The 19,165-nt window shown below is 68.3% G+C and carries 14 protein-coding genes; all 14 read right to left on the bottom strand.

Annotated elements, in window-relative coordinates; all coding sequences use genetic code 11:
- Window positions 1-88 precede the first annotated feature (88 nt).
- Complete coding sequence (locus tag H7U20_RS00645) at window positions 89-886, bottom strand: response regulator (RefSeq protein ID WP_199517685.1); 798 nt, start codon at window positions 884-886, stop codon at window positions 89-91.
- 181 nt (window positions 887-1,067) lie between these two features.
- Window positions 1,068-5,996 (bottom strand): two-component regulator propeller domain-containing protein, encoded by a 4,929-nt coding sequence (locus H7U20_RS00640; protein WP_199517684.1) that lies wholly within the window; start codon window positions 5,994-5,996, stop codon window positions 1,068-1,070.
- Between the two features lie 223 nt (window positions 5,997-6,219).
- Window positions 6,220-7,389, bottom strand: a complete 1,170-nt coding sequence (locus H7U20_RS00635; protein WP_199517683.1) for a patatin-like phospholipase family protein — start codon at window positions 7,387-7,389, stop codon at window positions 6,220-6,222.
- A 69-nt stretch (window positions 7,390-7,458) separates the two neighbouring features.
- Window positions 7,459-9,249 carry a gamma-glutamyltransferase gene (gene ggt, locus H7U20_RS00630; protein WP_199517682.1) on the bottom strand — a complete coding sequence of 597 codons (1,791 nt, stop codon included), beginning with the start codon at window positions 9,247-9,249 and terminating at the stop codon, window positions 7,459-7,461.
- A gap of 213 nt (window positions 9,250-9,462) precedes the next feature.
- Window positions 9,463-10,221, bottom strand: coding sequence for an SDR family NAD(P)-dependent oxidoreductase (locus tag H7U20_RS00625; RefSeq protein ID WP_199517681.1), 759 nt, complete (start codon window positions 10,219-10,221; stop codon window positions 9,463-9,465).
- 317 nt (window positions 10,222-10,538) lie between these two features.
- A complete protein-coding gene (locus H7U20_RS00620) occupies window positions 10,539-11,003 on the bottom strand; it encodes a hypothetical protein (RefSeq protein ID WP_199517680.1) in 465 nt (154 codons plus the stop codon).
- Window positions 11,004-11,129: 126 nt separating this feature from the next.
- Window positions 11,130-12,275: an acyltransferase family protein gene (locus H7U20_RS00615; protein ID WP_199517679.1), complete on the bottom strand. Its 1,146-nt coding sequence runs from the start codon at window positions 12,273-12,275 to the stop codon at window positions 11,130-11,132.
- 219 nt (window positions 12,276-12,494) lie between these two features.
- Window positions 12,495-14,639: a sodium-translocating pyrophosphatase gene (locus H7U20_RS00610; RefSeq protein WP_199517678.1), complete on the bottom strand. Its 2,145-nt coding sequence runs from the start codon at window positions 14,637-14,639 to the stop codon at window positions 12,495-12,497.
- Between the two features lie 233 nt (window positions 14,640-14,872).
- The gene (gene adk / locus H7U20_RS00605) at window positions 14,873-15,529 is read right to left on the bottom strand and encodes an adenylate kinase (protein ID WP_199517677.1); all 657 of its coding nucleotides are present in this window, start codon (window positions 15,527-15,529) and stop codon (window positions 14,873-14,875) included.
- A 200-nt stretch (window positions 15,530-15,729) separates the two neighbouring features.
- The gene (gene kdsB, locus H7U20_RS00600) at window positions 15,730-16,509 is read right to left on the bottom strand and encodes a 3-deoxy-manno-octulosonate cytidylyltransferase (protein WP_199517676.1); all 780 of its coding nucleotides are present in this window, start codon (window positions 16,507-16,509) and stop codon (window positions 15,730-15,732) included.
- 1 nt (window position 16,510) lies between these two features.
- Window positions 16,511-16,687: a Trm112 family protein gene (locus tag H7U20_RS00595; protein WP_082219489.1), complete on the bottom strand. Its 177-nt coding sequence runs from the start codon at window positions 16,685-16,687 to the stop codon at window positions 16,511-16,513.
- Window positions 16,668-17,708, bottom strand: a complete 1,041-nt coding sequence (gene lpxK, locus H7U20_RS00590) for a tetraacyldisaccharide 4'-kinase (protein WP_199517675.1) — start codon at window positions 17,706-17,708, stop codon at window positions 16,668-16,670. The genes H7U20_RS00595 and lpxK overlap by 20 nt, the downstream gene beginning before the upstream one ends.
- Before the next feature lie 11 nt (window positions 17,709-17,719).
- A complete protein-coding gene (locus H7U20_RS00585) occupies window positions 17,720-18,157 on the bottom strand; it encodes an ExbD/TolR family protein (RefSeq protein ID WP_199517674.1) in 438 nt (145 codons plus the stop codon).
- Window positions 18,158-18,169: 12 nt separating this feature from the next.
- Window positions 18,170-18,775 (bottom strand): MotA/TolQ/ExbB proton channel family protein, encoded by a 606-nt coding sequence (locus tag H7U20_RS00580; protein ID WP_199517673.1) that lies wholly within the window; start codon window positions 18,773-18,775, stop codon window positions 18,170-18,172.
- Window positions 18,776-19,165 lie beyond the last annotated feature (390 nt).

Below are 19,165 nucleotides of genomic sequence, written 5' to 3'. Positions count from 1 at the left end.
GGGCCCCCCCCCCCGGCTTTACGCCGCAGGGTGGTTTGGTAGCCGCCGGTTGGTTCATTCCGGCGGCTGGCGGACGGCGGAGCGGCGATTAGGCGGCGCCGGTCTGGCGCACCAGGCCGGATTGCCGCAGCACGGCGCGCACCACGCCGGCCAGCGCGGCCTGCACGGCGGCGCTGTTCAACGCGGCGTTGGCGCCCGTCGCCGCCAGGTCGGCCAGCGCGGCGGCGGCGCCACCCAAGCCCAGGGTGGCGCAGCCGGTGCGCAGCCGCTCCAGGCGGACCAGGGCCTCGCGCTGCTCGCCGCGCGCCAGCAACGCGGCGATGTCGCCGCCGGCGGCGTCCAACTGCTTGTGGAAGCCGCTCAGATAGGCCAGCAGACGCTCGTGGTTGATGCCCAGGCGTTGCAGCGTCGCCGCCGGCGCCTCGGCCTCGTGCGCCACGGCCGGCTCCTGTCCGCCTTCCTGTCCGCGCTCTTGCCCATGCCCATGCCCGCGCGGCCGCTGCTGCGCGCCGTCTTCGCCCGGTTTGAGCAAACCGTCCAGATGCTGGCGCACCTGCTCAGCCTGGAAAGGCTTGACGATGAAGCCGGCGGCGCCAGCCTTGCTGGCCATTTGCACGGTATCGTCGTCGTTGGCCGAGGTGACCAGCACGAAGGGCATGACGTCGAATGCCGGTTCGGCCCGCACCCGCTGCAACAGCTCCATGCCGGACAGGTGCGGCATGCGCAGGTCGCAGAAGCAGATCGCCGGACTCAGTCCCTCTTCCAGCTGACGCCAGGCGTCGGCGCCGTCCTCCGCTTCGACGATTTCGAAACTGCCGCAGCTGTCGACCAGGTGCATCAGCACCATGCGCGACACCACATCATCATCGACCACCAGTACTTTCATTCATCTCTCCAGTACCGCAAGCACCATGCTGCGCGGCTTCCCGCCTCACCAGGCAAGGCTATCAATATGGCATTCGCGCCAATCTTACAGACAAACGACGGCGCCGAACAGGGCGCCGCCGCGTCGTCGCGTCGCCGCCATCGACGCAGAGCGAAGCGTGAACCGACACTCGGGCCGGCACTCAGGCCGGCAGCGGATGGCCCAGCAGGCCGCGCAGCGGCACTAGGCCGGCCACCACGCGCGGCCAGTCGGCGGCGTCGGCGGCGCGTTCTAGTTCGGCGCACAAGGTTTGTAATTCCTGCTCCTCCAAGTAGGCCGCGCTGCCCTTGATGCCATGCAGCAGACGCGCCGCGCCGTCGCCGTCCTGATCGGCCAGGGCGCGGTCCAGCTCCGCCAAGCGGGCCGGCACGTCGGCGTTGAAGGCGGCGCGCAGCCGCGCGCGCAGGCCGGCGCCGCTGCCGCTGTAGTGCCCCTTGCCAGGCTCCGGCTCCGGCTCGGCCGTCACGCCGAACATCGCGTCCAGCTCGGACACGCTGGGCATGTCGGGCGCCACCAGGCGCGGCGCCATGCGCGGCAGCGCCACGCCGCGCTGCAACTGGCGCTCGATCGCCCGGCTCAGCTGGAAGTGCAGCGCCGCCTCGTCGATCGGCTTGGTCAGGAAGTCGTCCATGCCCGAGCCCAGGTAGCGGCTGCGGTCCTCCTCGCTGGCGTTGGCGGTCAGCGCGATGATCATCAGCTCCTGGTCGCGCACCGGCGCCTCCTCGCTGCCGCCCGAGCGGATCAGGCGGGTGGCGCTGGCGCCGTCCATCTCCGGCATGCGGCCGTCCATCAGGATCAAATCGTAGCGCGTCATGGCGCAGGCCTTGACCGCCAGCGCGCCGTTGGCGGCGATGTCGACCTTGTGGCCCAGGTCCTCCAACATCATGCGGATGATGATCTGGTTGGTCGGGAAGTCCTCGGCGCACAGGATGCGCAGCTGGTGGCTGTGCGGCTCGCGCGGCACGTGCGGCACCAGCGGCGGCGCCACGCCGTCGGCCAGCGGCAGCTCGAAGGCGAACACGCTGCCCACGCCGGGCGTGCTGACCACGCTGATGGCGCCGCCCATCAGCTCGACCAGCTGGCGGCAGATCGCCAGCCCCAACCCGGTGCCGCCGTAGCGCCGCGTGGTGGTGCTGTCGGCCTGCTCGAACTTCTGGAACAGGCGCGGCATGGCGTCGGCCTCGATGCCGATGCCGGAGTCCTCGACCGTGAAGCGGATCAGGTTGTGCCCGGCCGGCGCCGACGGCGCGTCGGGCATGCGCTCGACCCGCATCTGCACCGCGCCGCGCTGGGTGAATTTGAAGGCGTTGCCGACCAGGTTGACCAGCACCTGGCGCAGCCGGGTCGGGTCGCCGACGACGAACTGCGGCAGACCCTCGCCGAACGCCAGGTCGAACTCGACGCTGTGGGCGGCGGCCTGCTCCTCGAACAGGCTGACCACGTTCTCCACCGTCGTCGACAGGGCGAAGTCGATATTTTCGATGCTAAGCTTGCCGGCCTCGATCTTCGAGAAGTCGAGCAGGTCGTTGATGATGGCCAGCAGCGACTGGGCGTTGGCCTGGCCGCGCAGGATCTGCTCGCGCGTGCTGTCCTGCAGCTGGCCGTCGCGCAGGGCGAAGCCGAGCATGCCGATCACGCCGGCCAGCGGGGTGCGCATCTCGTGGCTCATGTTGGCCAGGAACTCGGACTTCTGCCGCGTCGCGTCCTCCGCCTTCTGCTTGGCCAGGCGCAGCCGCTCGTCGTTCTCCTGCAACGCGCGGTTGGCGCGCGCCAGCTCCTCGGTGTTCAGCCGCACCTGGCGCTCCTGCGCCAGCAGCTGTTCCTGGGTGCGGCGCAGCGCCTGCAAGGCGTCCTCCAACTGCTGGTAGGCGCGCGCGTTCTCCAGGCCGGCGGCGGCGTGCGCCGCCAGCGTCTGCAGCATGTCCATGTGCACGCGCTGGTAGGCGTTGCGCTGCGTGCTCTGCACGCACAGCACGCCGATCACCTTGTCGTTGGCCAGCAGCGGCGTGTACAGCATGGCCAGCGGGATCTCCGGCATGGCGCCGTTCTCCAGCGCCGTGCGGGTCAGCAGATCCAGGCCCTGCTCGCCGATGTAGTCGGCGTACTCGGCGTAGAAGTCGTTGATGAACACTTCGCGCCGGTTGCGCAGGCACCAGACGGCCAGCTGGTTCGGCTGGTCCAGGTCGCGGCTGTAGGCCGGCGCGCGCACGCCGCCCTCCAGCGCGAAGGGGAACTCGATGACGCCCCGCTCCTCGCGCAGGAAGCCGATGCCGAACATCTGCGCGTCCATCAGGTGGTGGACGTGGCGGTACAGCGTGCCCATCGCCGTCTCCATGTCCAGCGTGGCGTTCATCTCGCGGCCCAATTCGCTGAGCACCGAGATGTTGCGGTGGGCCTGCTCGACGTTCTCCTTCTGCCGCTCGACCTCCTGCTTCTGCCGCTCGGCGTCCATGCGGCGCTGCTCGGCCTCGGCGCGCTGGCTCTCCGCCTCCAGGCGGCGCTGTTCCAGCTCGCCCTTCTGCTGCTGCAGCAGCTGGTTCTTCTGCTCCACCTCGGCGGTGCGCAGGCCGACCTGCTGCTCCAGCAGGCTCTTTTGCCGGCGCATGCCGCGCATGCGCGCCTGGTAGGCGGCGTAGCCGGCGCCCAGCAGCAGCAGCGCCACCAGCAGGCGGAACCACCAGGTCTTCCAGAACGGCGGCAGGATGGTGATCTCCAGGGTGGCGGCGTTGTCGTTCCAGATGCCGTCCTTGTTGGCCGCCTTGACGCGGAAGGTGTAGCGGCCCGGATCGAGGTTGGTGTAGGTGGCGAAGCGCTTGGTCGAATCGGTCACCACCCAGTCCTCGTCGAAGCCCTGCAGCTGGTAGGCGAAGCGGTTGCGCTGCGGCGCGGCGTAGTGCAGCGCGGCGAATTCGAGCGAGAACACCGAGTCGTTCTCCTGCAGGGTCAGGGCGCTGGTGTGCTCGATGGCGGCCTGCAGCACGGCACCGTGCTCGCCCTGGCCGGCGCGCACCGACTTGTTGAAGATCTGGAGATCGGTGATCGCCACGGTCGGCGCCACACTGTTCTCGCGCACCTCCTGCGGGGCGAAAGCGGTGATGCCGTTGAAGCCGCCGAAATACAAGGTGCCGTCCGGCGTGCGCAGCGCCGAGCCGTCGAAGTAGGCGCCCTCGATGGTGCCGTCGGCGCCGTTGTAGTTGCGGAACAGGCCGGTCTCGACGTTGAGCCGCGAGATGCCGCTGTTGGTGCTCAGCCAGAGGTTGCCGACGCCGTCCGGCAGGATCGAGGCGATGGCGTCGTCGGCGATGCCGTCGCGGCGCAGGTAGCGGCGGAAACGCACGCTGCCGTCGGCCGCCGTCTCCATCTTGTTCAGGCCGGCCGCCGTGCCGACCCAGATCGCGCCGCGCGCGTCCTCGTACAGGTAGTGCACCTCGTCGTGACTGAGGCTGAACGGGTCCTTCGGGTCGCGGCGGAAGTGGCGGAAGCGGCCGCTCTTGCGGTCCAGCAGATCGAGGCCGTTGAAGGTGCCCACCCACAGCTGGCCACGGCGGTCCTCCAGGATCGGCCGCACCACGTTGTCGGCCAGGCTGTTGCTGTCGGCCGGGTCGTGGCGGTAGCTCTGCGTCTGCCGCGTGCGCGGGTCGTAGCGGTGCAGGCCGCCGCGCGAGGCCACCCACAGCACGCCGCCGCGGTCGCCGACGATGTTGCGGATGGTGTCGCTGCCCGGGTCGCCGCGGGCGAAGCTGACGTTGCTGAACTGGCCGCTGGCGGCGTCGAGCCGGTTGATGCCGCTGCGCCCGCCGATCCACAGATTGCCGGCCGGGTCGCGCCACAGCGCGTTGACCAGGTCGTCGGACAGGCCGCCCGGGCGGCCCGGCTCGTGGCGGTACAGCCGGCCCTCGCCGCTGAGCGGATCGAAGTGGTTCAAGCCGCTGCTGGTGCCCAGCCACAGCCAGCCGCGCCCGTCCGGCACGATGGCGCGCACCTTGTTGTCCGACAGCGTGCGCAGCTGGTCGGCCTGGCGCACCACGCGGGCGAAGCCGCCGCTGCCCAGGTCGACCCGGCTGACGCCGTTGTTCCAGGTGCCGACCCAGAAGGTGCCGACGCGGTCGCGGAACAGCGCCGAGATCTGGTTGTCGGCCACGCTGTGGCGGTCGCTGAACTGGTGGCGATACGGCACCAGGCGGTTCTCCGCCGGCAGCCAGCGATACAGCCCGTCGGCGTTGCTGCCGACCCAGAAGTGGCCCTCGCCGTCCTGGTACAGCGCGGTGATGGCGCCCGGCGCCAGGCCCTCGGCCTCGCCCAGGCGGCGCCGCTGCGGCTCGGCGCCGAGCAGATTCCACTGCTCCAGGCCGGCCATGGTGCCGACCCACAGCGTTTGCGCGCTGTCGACCTGCAGCGCGGCGATCGAGTTGAACCTGGAGTCGGGCCGGCTGTCGACGCGGAAGTGCTGGAAGCGCGCCGCGCCCGGCGCCAGCATGTCCAGGCCGGTGGCGGTGCCGACCCACAGGCGGCCGGCGGCGTCGCGCGCCAGCGCCAGCACCTGGTCGTCGACCAGGCTGCCGGCGTCGGCCGGATCGTGGTGCCAGCTGGTGAAGCGCGCGCTGGCCGGGTCGAAGTGGTGCAGGCCGTCGCCGCTGGCCAGCCACAGGCCGCCCAGGCCGTCGTCGAGGATGGCGCGGATATGCCGGTTGCCGTTGCCGCGCTTGGCCGACTCGCGCGGCAGGAAGTGGTTGAAGCTCTGGCTGCGCGGGTCGAACAGGTCGAGGCCGCCGTCGGTGCCCACCCACAGCCGGCCGGCGCCGTCCAGGTGCAGCACGCGCACCCAGTTGTCGCCCAGGCTGCGCGGGTCCGACACGGCGCTCTTGTAGGTGGTGACGCGGTAGCCGTCGAAGCGGCTCAGGCCGGCCTGGCTGCCGAACCACATGAAGCCCTGCTTGTCCTGGGCGATCGCCAGCACCGACTCCTGCGCCAGGCCGTGCTCGACGCCGAGCTGCTCGAAGCGCAAGGTGCGCGGCGGCGCCACCGCCCACGCCGCGACCGTGCCGAGGCCCCACAGCAGCAGGGCCGGCATCAGCAAATGGCAACAGAGACGTCTGAATGACTGCACTAGGGTGACTCGTTCACGATAATTTAAACCTTGAGGGGGCGGCCAGGTTTGGGCGCCGTTGGCTCCAAAACCACCCAAAGGCGTGGAGCCGGGGTCGGACTCCCCGCCTTGGCGCGCCGGGTCCGCAGATNNNCCCCCCCCCCCCCCCCCCCCCCCCACGCCTGTGGGTTGCCGTTGCGCGGCATGCTCACGAACCGAAGAAGGCCAGCACGTCGGCCTTGCGGGCCTGGGTGTCGCGCTGGCCGAGACGGATCAACTCGCAAGTATACGACGATTCGAACAACAGGTAGGAGGCCAGCGCCGAGCCGCGCGTTTCGGTCGCGCCGATGCCCGACAACATGGTGCGGATCGGCGGCGGCAGGCTGGCGATGTGGCGGCTGGCGATGTCGTCGAGCCGCTCGGACGGCGCGATCACCAGCAGCTCGACCGGCTTGAGCGGCGTGTTCTCGAGCAGCTCCGGCGGCAGCATCGACAAGGTGCGGTTGATCCGTTCGAGCCGCTCGATGTCGACCGCCAGGCTGTCGAGGAAGATCGAGGACATGGCGTGGCCGGCGATCTGCGCCAGGCTCGGGTAGCGCGCCGACTCGCTGGCGTCGCGCGCCGGCTCGGTCAGGCGGCCGGCGCCGACGACGAGCACCTTGCTGGCGCCCAGGTGGATGGCCGGCGAGATCGGCGCCAGCTGGCGCATCGAGCCGTCGCCGCAGTATTCGCGGTGGCCGCCCAGGTACAGCGGCGTGGCCGGGAAGATGAAGGGGATCGCCGACGAGGCCAGCAAATGCTCGATGCCGATCTGGTCCTGCAGCGCGACGCGCTGCATGCGGACCCACGGCGCGATCTCGGCGGCGGTCTGGTAGAAGGTGATGTGCTGGCCGCCGGTGTAGGACGAGGCGGTCACCGCCAGCGCGTGCAGCAGGCCCTCGGACAAGGCGGTGTCGAGCCGCGGCAGGTCGAGCATGCGGTGCAGCAGGCTGGCCAGCGGCGTGTTGTCGAGCAGCGACTGGGGCGGCGCGGCGCGCCATTTGCGCAGCAGCCAGCCGAACGACAGCAGCGACAGCCAGCGCGCGCCGGAGCGGATCACGCCGAGCGAGTCGGCGCGGTAGACCTGCTCGACGGTGATGTGCTGCCAGACGTCGAGCAGCTTCTGCACGCCCTCGCCGAAATTGTCGGCGCGGCAGGCCAGCGCGGTGGCGTTGATGGCGCCGGCCGAGGTGCCGCAGATGATGTCGAAGGGGTTGCGCGCCGGCGGCCAGCCGGCTTCCCACAAGATCTCCGAGATGGCCTGCAACACCCCCACCTGGTAGGCGGCGCGGGCGCCGCCGCCGGTGAGGATCAGGCCTGTTTTCTTTTGAATTCCCATGCGACAAGATTAGCAGGGTCTGCGCCGTTTGGGGAGGCCGGCCCCGCCTTTAGAGCCTCCTTACCACAGTCAGTCGCCGCGCACCGCCCCCTCGCGCCGCGGGTCGGCGCCGCCGAACCAGTGCTCGGCGCCGTCCGTCTTGCGCCGCATGATGCCCTGCAGGCCGGAGTTCTGCTCCGTCTCGCGCACCTCGTGGCCGCGGGCGCGCAGCGCGGCGAGCACCTCGGCCGGCACGCGGCCGGCCTCCAGCTCGGTCGGGCCGTTGCGGCTGCCCAGGTTGGGCAGGCTGATCGCCTGCTGCACGTCGAGGCCCCAGTCCATCGTCCCGACCAGCACCTTGGCGACATAGTTGATGATCGCCGAACCGCCCGGCGAGCCGGTGGCCAGCACCAGCTTGCGCGTGCCCTTGTCGAACACCAAGGTCGGCGCCATGGCGCTGCGCGGCCGCTTGCCGGCCTGGACCCGGTTGGCGATCGGGCCGTCGGCGTCGGCCGAGTCGAAGGAGAAGTCGGTCAGCTGGTTGTTGAGCATGAAGCCGTCGACCATCTGGCGCGAGCCGAAGGCGTCCTCCACCGAGGTGGTCATCGACAGCGAACCGCCGAAGGCGTCGACCGCCACCAGGTGCGAGGTGGCCGGCCGCGCCGTCTCGCTGTCGGCGCCCCAGGCCACCGTCATGCCGGGCGGCGTGCCGTACTTGGCGCGGCCCATCGAGCGCTCGCCGATCAACCCGGCGCGCTGCGCCAGGTAGCCCTTGTCGAGCAGGGCCTCGACGCCGCGTCCCGGCAGCGGCACGAAGTCGGTGTCGGCGACGTAGCGGTTGCGGTCGGCGTAGGCCAGCCGGCCGGCCTCGCTGAACAGGTGGATCGCCTCGGCGCCGTAACTGCCCTTCACCGGCGGATAGGCGGCCAGGTTCTTGTTCTCCAGGATGCCCAGCATCTGCGCGATGGCGATGCCGCCCGACGACGGCGGCGGCATGCCGCACACGGTCCAGGCCTTGTAGTCGCTGCAGATCGGCGCGCGCACCTTGGCCTGGTAGCCGGCGATGTCGGCCAGGCTCAGCTTGCCGGGATTGCTGGCGTGGCCGGCCACCTTGGCGACGATGTCGCGGGCGATGCGGCCGGTGTAGAAGGCGTCGGCGCCGCCCTTGGCGATCTCGTGCAGGGTCTGCGCCAGCGCCGGGTTTTTCAGCACATGGCCGACCGGCCAGGGCCGCTTGTCGGCATCAAAAAAATAGGCGGCGGCGACCGGGTCGCGCACCAGGTATTTGTCCCACGACAGCAGCGCGTACAGGCGCGGGCTGACGGCGAAACCGCCCTCGGCCAGCTTGATGGCCGGGCCGAACAAGGTCGCCCACGGCAGCCGGCCGTGCTGGCGGTGCGCCAGCTCCAGCATGCGCAGCACGCCGGGCGCGCCGACCGAGCGGCCGCCGATGACGCCGGCCTCGCGCGAGACCGGCTTGCCGTCGGCGTCCTGGAACAGGTGCTCGTCGGCGCTGGCCGGCGCCGTCTCGCGGCCGTCGAAGGCCTGGATCTGTTTGGCGTCGGCGTACAGCAGGAAGGCGCCGCCGCCGATGCCCGACGATTGCGGCTCGACCAGGGTCAGCACCAGTTGGGTGGCGATGGCCGCGTCGACCGCGCCGCCGCCGCGCTTGAGCATTTGATAGCCGGCGTCGGCCGCCAGCGGATTGGCCGCCGCCACCATGTACTTCCGCGCCGACCAGCCGGCCTTTTCGGCGTAGCCGGTGGCGATCTCGGGGGCGCGCTGCGGCGCCTCCTGGGCCAGGACGGGCGTGGCGAACAAGGCCGCGCCGGACAGGGCCAGCAGCGCGGCGGCGAGCGCGCGGCGTTTCAGTTGCAGCATGAAGTCTCCCGATAAAAGGGGTCCTCAAGGTCCAGGGGAATGCCGACAAAACCCAGGGGCGCAAACTGGGGTCGGACCCGGCGGGTCCGACCCCGGCTCCACGCCCCTGGGTTACGCCAGCGTCCCCGGCGCCTTGCAGCCCCAAAAGAAAAACGCGCGACCTGGGCCGCGCGCCGATGACTCTGGCATCCTACACCAAAAACCATTTACACCTTATTTGGGTTGCATGCGGATGGCGCCGTCCAGACGGATGGTCTCGCCGTTCAGCATGACGTTCTCGATGATGGCGCGGGCCAGTTGCGCGTACTCGGACGGCTTGCCCAGACGCGGCGGGAACGGCACCATCTTGCCCAGCGCGTCCTGCACCTCGGTCGGCATGCCCATCAGCATCGGCGTTTCGAAGATGCCCGGCGCGATGGTCATCACGCGGATGCCGCTGCGCGACAGGTCGCGCGCCATCGGCAGGGTCAGGCCGACCACGGCCGCCTTCGAAGCGGCATAGGCCGCCTGGCCGATCTGGCCGTCGTAGGCCGCCACCGAGGCGGTGTTGATGATGATGCCGCGCTCGCCGTGCTCGGCCGCCTCGGTCTTGCCCATCGCGTCGGCCGCCAGGCGGGCCATGTTGAAGGTGCCCACCAGGTTGATGTTGACGGTGCGCTGGAACACGTCGAGCGGGTGCGGGCCGTCCTTGCCGACGGTCTTGACGGCCGGCGCCACGCCGGCGCAGTTGACCAGGCCGCGCAGGGTGCCCTGCGCCAGCGCCGCCGCGACGACGGCCAGGCCGTCCGCCTCGGAGCTGACGTCGCATTTGACGAACACGCACTTCAGTTCGGCCGCCAGCTGCTCGCCGGCCTCGACCTGCACGTCGGCCAGCACGACCTTGCCGCCGGCCTCGACGAGCATGCGCGCGGTGGCCGCGCCCAAGCCCGAGGCGCCGCCGGTGATGATGAATACATTGTTCTGAATCTGCATGTCTGTCCTCAATTCGAAAATAGATGGAAGGGCGCGGTCTCTGCACGGACCTTGGCCGACCGGAACGCCAGGCGCGGCCTGAAGACGGCGCGGAAACCTGGCATGTAACGTTTACGTAAACGTCAAGTCGCTGGCAATTGTAGCGAATTTCCGCGCGCCACAGCAAAAAACTTGTTCGCCGATGAGCAGGAAACGGTGTATCCCGCCCGCCGCGAAGTCAAAACCACCCACAGGCGCCAATCTGGGGTCAGACCCCGCGGGGGTCTGACCCCGGCTCTGTGCCATTGGGTGGTTTTGTAGCCGCTGGCGGACAAAACTCAAAAACACTGCAACCAGATGCCGTTGCGCTGGCACAGTTTGCCGTTCGGCACGACGCTGGTGTTGCCGACACCGTTGCCCTGCCAGACGCCGCCGGCGTCGTAGCAGCCGCCGACGCCGCAGTTGCCCAGCGGCTGGGGCGGGCTCGGCGTCCGCAACGGCGCGGACGGCGGCAACGACGGCGGCGCCAAGCGCGGCGGCGCGGCGCGGGACGGCATCGGCTCGATGATCTGCGTCACCGGCCGGCGCGGCATGGGCCGTTGCGCCGGCGCGGTGCGGCAGGGTTGCCGCGCCAGGTGCTTGCCATCGGCGCTCAGGGTGCAGAACGGCAGGCCGGCGTAGGCTTGCGCCTCGGCCGGGACCGGCGCGGCGCCCTCGCCGTCCGGCGCGCCGGCGCGGCCATGGCCGCCGGCAAGCAGGCCGAGCAGCACGGCCGCGATCAATGCAATTTTCCGCTGTTTCATGATGGCACCTCGCAGGGCGAACCGCGTTGCTCGCTGTCCTCATTATGGACAGCCGGCGCCCGCAAGCCAAGGGCTAGATACCAATGCTGAACACACGCCCCGGCAGGCGACGGGACGGCCTTTTCGTCAAACCGGCCGGACCCGGGGCGACAACTTGTCCGACTTGGCCGAGGCCAGACCGTTGATCCATTTGCGCGCCGGATCCTCGATGTATTGGTAGGTCCAGCCCGACACCAGCAACACCAGCACGATATACGCCAGCAGCAGGGCCAGTTCCAGCCACAAATGCCCCTGCGCCGCTTTCAGTCCGGGCCACACCACCCACAGCATCGGCGGGTGCATCATGTAGATGGAATAGGAGTTGCGCCCAAGCGTCTGGAATGGCTGGCTGCCCAACAGCGGCGCCAGCATCCCCTCGTCCTGGCGAATCGACAGCACCAGCAGCACAAACAGCGGCGGACAGAGGAAATCCAACAAGGGGAAGCGGTCGACCAACAGGAACAGCAGCAGCAACAGCGACAACGCGCCGGCCTGCCCCAGGTTGGCACTGCACCGCCAATGCTTGCTCAGCGAGCTGGCCAGGGCGCCCAGGAAGAAGGCGGCGACGCTGCGGAAGAAGCCGAAATCGTAGGTGATGTCGAGACAATGCAGTTGCACGCGGCAGTCGCGCGGGACGATGGCCAGCCAGGCGATCAAGACCGATGCCGCCAGCGCCAGCAAGCCGAAGGCGAACAGGCGCGCGCGGCCGCGCAGCATGAAACAAACCGCGGCGAACAGGATGTAGGTGTAGAACTCGACGCTGATGCTCCAGCTGGCAAAGTTCAGGATCAGCTTGTCGAACAGGCCCAGGCTGTGCGTCATGGTCAACGTCGCCAGGATCTCGGCCAGTGTCGGCAGCACATACGGCAGGTGGGCGGTGCCGCTGGCGAGTTTGGCGAGGTCCAGCGCGACGATCTGGTTGCGGATGAAGTGGTCGGCGTTCTGCACCAGCACGTACAGCACGGTGGCAAACACCAGCAGCGGGAACAGCCGGCCGAGACGGCGCAGCAGGAAGGGCCGGAAAGCCTGCTTGCTCTCCAGGCGCTGCGCGTAGTTCGCCGCCATCAGGAAGCCGCTCAGCACGAAAAACAGGTCGACCATCAAATAGCCATTGCGCACCAGCGACCAGCCGGTGACGACGGCGGTGAACGGGCCGGTGACGATGAGCTTGAAGTGAAACAGCGCGACGATCAGCGCCGCGAAGCCACGAGCCCCCTCAAAAGATTTAACCATGCTGCAGTCCTGGAAGAGAGGCGCGCAACGCGCCCGACTCGGCCGGCGGTCAGACTGCGTCACCCCATGTGGGCGGTAACAAGAAGAAATTGCAATTCATCATCTTGAAAACAGCGTGCATCATATCAGACGAGTAATCCATTTCGTACCTGCGGAAAATGCCGCTTGGCTAGCCGGCATTTTCCAGTAGGCTGACGAACCAGGTCGTCCATCGGCGGCTTATTTTTCCTCCGCCACCGTGACGACCGGGACGGCCGGCGCCATCTGCACCGGCGCCGGCGCGTGCAGCGCCACCGGCGCGGCCGGCGCCGACACGGCCAGCCAGCCGGTGGCCGGCAGCAGCGGCACCAGCAGCAGCGCGACGATGTTGATGATCTTGATCAACGGATTGACGGCCGGGCCGGCGGTGTCCTTGTACGGGTCGCCGACGGTGTCGCCGGTGACGGCGGCCTTGTGCGCGTCCGAGCCCTTGCCGCCGAAATTGCCGTCCTCGATGTACTTCTTGGCGTTGTCCCAGGCGCCGCCGCCGGTGGTCATGGAAATCGCCACGAACAGGCCGGTGACGATGGTCCCCATCAGCATGCCGCCCAACGCGGCCGGGCCGAGCAGCATGCCGACCACGATCGGCACCACCACCGGCAGCAGCGACGGCAGGATCATTTCGCGGATCGCCGAGGCGGTCAGCATGTCGACCGCCTTGTCGTACTCCGGCTTGCCGCTGCCGTCCATGATGCCCTTGATGTCGCGGAACTGGCGGCGCACCTCGACCACCACGGCGCCGGCGGCGCGGCCGACCGCCTCCATCGCCATGGCGCCGAACAGGTAGGGGATCAGGCCGCCGATGAACAGGCCGACGATCACCATCGGATTCGACAGGTCGAAGCTGACGCTCTTGCCAACCGATTCGAGCGCGTGGGTGTAGTCGGCGAACAGCACCAGCGCGGCCAGCCCGGCCGAACCGATGGCGTAGCCCTTGGTGACGGCCTTGGTGGTGTTGCCGACGGCGTCGAGCGGATCGGTGATGGCGCGCACCGACTCGGGCATGCCGGACATCTCGGCGATGCCGCCGGCGTTGTCGGTGATCGGGCCGTAGGCGTCGAGCGCGACGACGATGCCGGCCATCGACAGCATCGAGGTGGCGGCGATGGCGATGCCGTACAACTGGCCCAGCTGGTAGGCCACCAGGATGGCGGCGCAGACCGCCAGCACCGGATAGGCGGTCGACTTCATCGACACGCCCAGGCCGGCGATGATGTTGGTGCCGTGGCCGGTGGTCGAGGCCTCGGCGATGTGGCGCACCGGATGGAAGTCGGTGCCGGTGTAGTACTCGGTGATGTAGACCATCAGCCCGGTCAGCACGATGCCGACCACGGTGCAGCCCATCATGCTGTTGCGCATGGCCTGCTCGGGCCAGATCTGCCAGGTGACCACGGCGAAGCCGAGCAGCGACAGGCCGGCGGCCCACCACAAGCCGGTGTACAGCGCCGACATGATCTTCTTGCCCGGCTTGGCCTTGACCATCGAGCAGCCGATGATCGAGGCGATGATCGAGACGGCGCCCAGCAGCAGCGGGTAGATGATGGCCGATGTCGGCGCGTTGGCGATCATCAGGGCGCCCAGCAGCATGGTGGCGATCAGGGTCACCACATAGGTTTCGAACAGGTCGGCGGCCATGCCGGCGCAGTCGCCGACGTTGTCGCCGACGTTGTCGGCGATCACCGCCGGGTTGCGCGGGTCGTCCTCGGGGATGCCGGCTTCGACCTTGCCGACCAGGTCGGCGCCGACGTCGGCGCCCTTGGTGAAGATGCCGCCGCCGAGGCGGGCGAAGATGGAGATCAGCGAGGCGCCGAAGGCCAGGCCGATCAGCGGCTTGATGACGTCGTGCGGGCTGAGCGGCACGCCGGCCGAGCTTTGCTGGGCGACCAGCAGCATGTAGAACAGCACCACGCCGAGCAGGCCCAGGCCGACCACCAGCATGCCGGTGATGGCGCCGCCCTTGAAGGCGACGTCGAGCGCCTCGTTGATGCCCTTGGTGGCCGCCTGCGCCGTGCGCACGTTGGCGCGCACCGAGACGTTCATGCCGATGAAGCCGCAGGCGCCCGACAGCACGGCGCCGATCAGGAAACCGAGCGCGGTCTGCCAACCGAGCAGGGCGAAGATGAGCACGAGGAGCACCACGCCGACGATGGCGATGGTGCGGTACTGGCGCGCCAGATAGGCCGCCGCGCCCTGCTGGATGGCCAGGGCGATTTCCTGCATCCGCGCGTTGCCGGCATCCTGCCGCAGGATCCAGCTACGCGACCATAAACCATAAACCACGGCGATCACGCCGCACGCTACCGCCAACCAAAGACTAGCTGCCATATTGTCCCCTTCTTTTTATGGATCAAGCATACAAACCACACTCAGATAACCGCCAACGCGCCGGATAGGCACGCGCAGCCAACCAACCTGCGAACTGCAACACTTTGATACGCCGCCCGCGCGGGCGCGGGCATGGAACGAAAACGGGATGGCATCGAGCTTGGGACGCGCGCCGCGGCGGACGAAAAGCCGGCGCAAAAAAAGCGGACGCTCGGTCCGCTCTACTGTAACGCTTATTCGGCCAGCGCGGCAAACGCGGCGTCGCGAATTTCTTCCACCGGACCGACGCCGGCGATGCGGCGGTATTTCGGCGCGCCCGGCGTGCCCGACTGGGCCCAGTTGTTGTAGTAGCCGAGCAGGACTTCGGTCTGGTTGTGATACACGTCCAGACGCTTCTTGACGGTTTCCGCCTTGTCGTCGTCGCGCTGCACCAGGTCTTCGCCGGTCAGGTCGTCCTTGCCGGCCACCTTGGGCGGGTTGAACTTGACGTGGTAGACGCGGCCCGAGGCCGGGTGCGAACGGCGGCCGTCCATGCGTTCGATGATCGATTCGTCGGGCACGGCGATTTCCAGCACGTAGTCGACGTCGATGCCGTTGTCCTTCATCGCGTCGGCCTGCTTGATGGTGCGCGGGAAGCCGTCGAACAGATAGCCGTTGGCGCAATCGGCCTGGGTCAGGCGGTCCTTGACCAGACCGATCATGATGTCGTCCGACACCAGTCCACCCGCGTCCATCACCTTCTTGGCGGCCATGCCCAACTCGGTGCCGGCCTTGATCGCGGCGCGCAGCATGTCGCCGGTCGAGATTTGCGGGATATTGTATTTTTCTTTGATGAAATTAGCCTGGGTGCCCTTGCCGGCACCTGGTGCTCCTAAAAGAATAAGACGCATGAAAAATTCCTAAAACAATGTTTGGATGGGTGGTATTGGAAAATGTGGAAATGCTGCAAATCTGACTATCTTGGTACGAAACTTACCACAGAACTCCATCGACACGCCAGTTTATGACCAAAACGACATGGCATATCGTCGATGGGCGTGGGGAAAGTGATGTTCTGGTGAATACCGCACTGCGACTTCAGTTATATCGTTTATTCCTTACTGCCAGCTGAATCGTAATGCCGCCGCACGCGCGCCAAATCCTCCGGCGTGTCGACGCCGGCGGCCGGCGCCGCGTCGGTGACGTGGACCGCGATGGCGTGGCCGTGCCACAGCACGCGCAGCTGTTCGAGCGCCTCGACGGCCTCCAGCGGCGACGCCTCCAGTTGCGGATAGGCCTGCAGGAAGTCGTTGCGGTAGGCGTACAGGCCGATGTGGCGCAGCGGCACATAACCGGCCGGCAGCGTGTCCCGCAGTGCATCCTTCCCTTGGGCGAAGCCGTCGCGGTGCCACGGTATGGTCGCGCGCGAGAAATACAACGCCCGGCCCGCCTTGTCCAACACCACCTTGACCACGTTCGGGTTGAAGGCGTCGGCGGCGTCGTGCAGCGGATGGGCGCAGGTGGCCATCGGCACCGTGGCGGAGATGCGGTCGGCCGCCGCGCGCAGCAGCGCCGGGTCGATCAGCGGCTCGTCGCCCTGCAGGTTGACCACCACGGCGTCGGCCGCCAGGCCCAGCGCGTGCGCCACCTCGGCGATGCGGTCGGTGCCGGACGGATGGTCGGCGCGGGTCATGCACACCTCGACACCGTGCAGCTCGCAGGCGGCGCGGATGTCGGCGTGGTCGGTGGCGACGATGATGCGGGCGGCGCCCGCCTCGCGCGCGCGCTCGGCGACACGCACCACCATCGGTTTGCCGCCCAGGTCGGCCAAGGGCTTGTTGGGCAGGCGGGTCGAGGCCAGGCGGGCCGGAATGATGACGATGAAGGACACTTTATTCCACCGCGTCCTGCAGGGTGCGCGCCTCGTCGGCCCACATGATGGGGATGCCATCGCGGATCGGGTAGGCCAGGCGGTCGCCGCGGCAAATCATTTCCTGGGCTTTTTTATCGTACTCCAGGGGGCCCTTGCAAACAGGGCAGACCAGAATATCAAGCAGGCGAGCATCCACGGCATTTCTCCACAATTTGTTCGGCCAGCGCCGCGTCGATGCGCGCTGTCACCGGGACGACCCACAGTCTCGGGTCGTCTTTGAGATCTTCAATTCGCGCACATTTTACTGCATCCTTCTCGGTCATCAAGATCATATCGGCCCGCACCCCGGCGAACGGCTGGTCGAGGAAATCGTGATGGTCGGGCAGCGCCAGCTCCTCGAACTGCAAGCCGGCGGCCCGCAGCATGGCGAAAAAGCGCCCCGGATTGCCGATGCCGGCGGCCGCGACGAGGCGCAGGCCGGGCTGGCCCAAGCTGCTGAGCGGGCGTTGCTGGCGGCGGTCGCCCAGCCGCTCGGCCAGTTCGCCGACCAGTTGCATGCGCACCGCCCGGCCCTCGGCGGCGCCGGTGCCGGCCAGTAGCGCCGGCGTCAGCTCGGCCGCGTTGACGACGGTGAAGTCGCGCCGCCGCGACGGCGGCTCGCGCAGCGGCCCGGCCGGCAGCAGCCAGCCGTTGCCGGCGCCGCGGCCGTCGAACAGGACGATCTCGACGTCGCGTTGCAGCGCGTAGTGCTGCAGGCCGTCGTCGGTGAGCAGGATGTCGATCTCGGGATGGGCCGCCAGCAGCGCGCGGCCGGTGGAGGCGCGGTCGCGTCCCACCATCACCGGACAGCCGGTGCGCTGGAAGATCAGCAGCGGCTCGTCGCCGACCTGCTGCGGCGACGCGCCGGCGTCCACCGCGCGCGGCGTGGCGGTGGCGCCGCCGTGGCCGCGCGAGATCACGCCCGGCCGCATGCCGGCGCGCTGCAGCGCCTGCACCAGCCAGATCGTCAGCGGCGTCTTGCCGGTGCCGCCGATGAAGATATTGCCGACCACGACCACCGGCACCGGCAGCCGCGACGAGGCCAGCAGGCCGGCGCGGTACAAGCGCGCGCGCAGCCCGCTGAGGGCGCGGAACAACAGCGACACGGGCCACAGCGCGCAAGCGAGCGGGCCACGGCGCAGCCAGGCGCGCGTCAGCGTGGATTCGAGGGAGGACAAACCGGCTGGCCTTACTTGGCGCCGCCGGTTTGCGCGGCGAAGGTCAGCTTGTCGTAGCCGGCCATGCGCGCCGCCTCCATCACGTTGATGACCATCTGGTGCATCGCGAACTGGTCGGCGTTGATGACCACCACCGGGCTCTTGTCGCCCGCCTGGGCGCCGCTCTTGGCGGCCTCCTGCATGGCGGCGGCCAGGCCGGCCACGTCATGGAAGGACACCGGCTGCTTGTTGATGGTGTAGTTGCCCTTGGCGTCGACGGTGATGTTCAACTCGTGGGGCCGCTCGACCGCCTTGGCCGCGTCGGCCGTCGGCAGGGTGATCTGCAGCTCGGTGAACTTGCTGTAGGTGGTGGTGACCATCAGGAAGATCAGGATCACCAGCAGCACGTCGATGAAGGGGATCAGATTGATCTCGGGATGCTCGCGGCCCTGCCCTTTGCGGAAGTTCATGCCCATCGCGTTCTACTTCCGCTTGCAGTGGACGATGTCGACGAACTTCACCGCCTGCTGCTCCATCTCGATGATGAAGCTGTCGACCAGGGCGCGGAAGTGGCGGTAGAACACCAGCGCCGGCATGGCGATGGCCAGGCCGAAGCCGGTGTTGTACAGCGCCACCGAGATGCCGTGCGCCAGCTGGGCCGGATTGGCGCCGCTGGCGTTTTGCGAACCGAAGATCTCGATCATGCCGACCACCGTGCCGAACAAGCCCATCAACGGCGCCAGGGTGGCGATGGTGCCCAGCGTGGTCAGGAAGCGTTCCAGCATGTGGGCGACGCCGCTGCCGGCCTCCTCGATCGACTCCTTCATCACCTCGCGCGGCGAATCGATGTTGCGCAGCGCGGCCGACAGCACCACGCCGAGCGGCGAATTCTTCTCCAGCTTGTCGATGATGTCGGGGGTGATGTTGCCGTTGCGGTAGACCTGCACCACCTCGTCGAGCAGCTTGCGCGGCAGGATCTTGCGGCGCCGCAGATACAGCAGGCGCTCGATGATCAACGCGGTGGCAACGATGGAAGCGATCAACAACAGCCAGATAGGCCAACCTGCAGCTTGAAGAATGGCGAGCAAAACGAACTCCTGTGTGGATAAATCGGCCGGGATCGAGTCCACCGGCCTGGCAAGGCGCGAGGGCGGCGACAAGGGCGCAACCCAAAGGCGCAATGTAACTTGTTGGGCCGCGCTCGGCAAGTGGCGATTCGGCAGGCAAAGGGCGGCGGCGCGCGCCCGCCAGCGGGTTTTGCACATGTTCTGTGGATAAGATTGTGCGCAAGCCAATTGACACTCGGAAAGGTCGTTGATTTCAAAGGGAAAAATGTCTCTGCGCAAAAAGATAGCAGGATGCAAGAAACCCGACCAAACGCCTTCCCCGGCGGACCCGGCGGCGACAAAAGCGGGGGAAACCGCGCGCCGGATTGCTTCCGTGGCAATAAGTTGCTCCGTTGACCTTTTTCCACAAGC

Source organism: Rugamonas violacea, from assembly GCF_016461825.1.
Classification (GTDB): domain Bacteria; phylum Pseudomonadota; class Gammaproteobacteria; order Burkholderiales; family Burkholderiaceae_D; genus Rugamonas.
The sequence above is the reverse complement of the archived record's forward strand: the minus strand, read 5'-3'. Positions and strand labels throughout refer to the sequence as shown.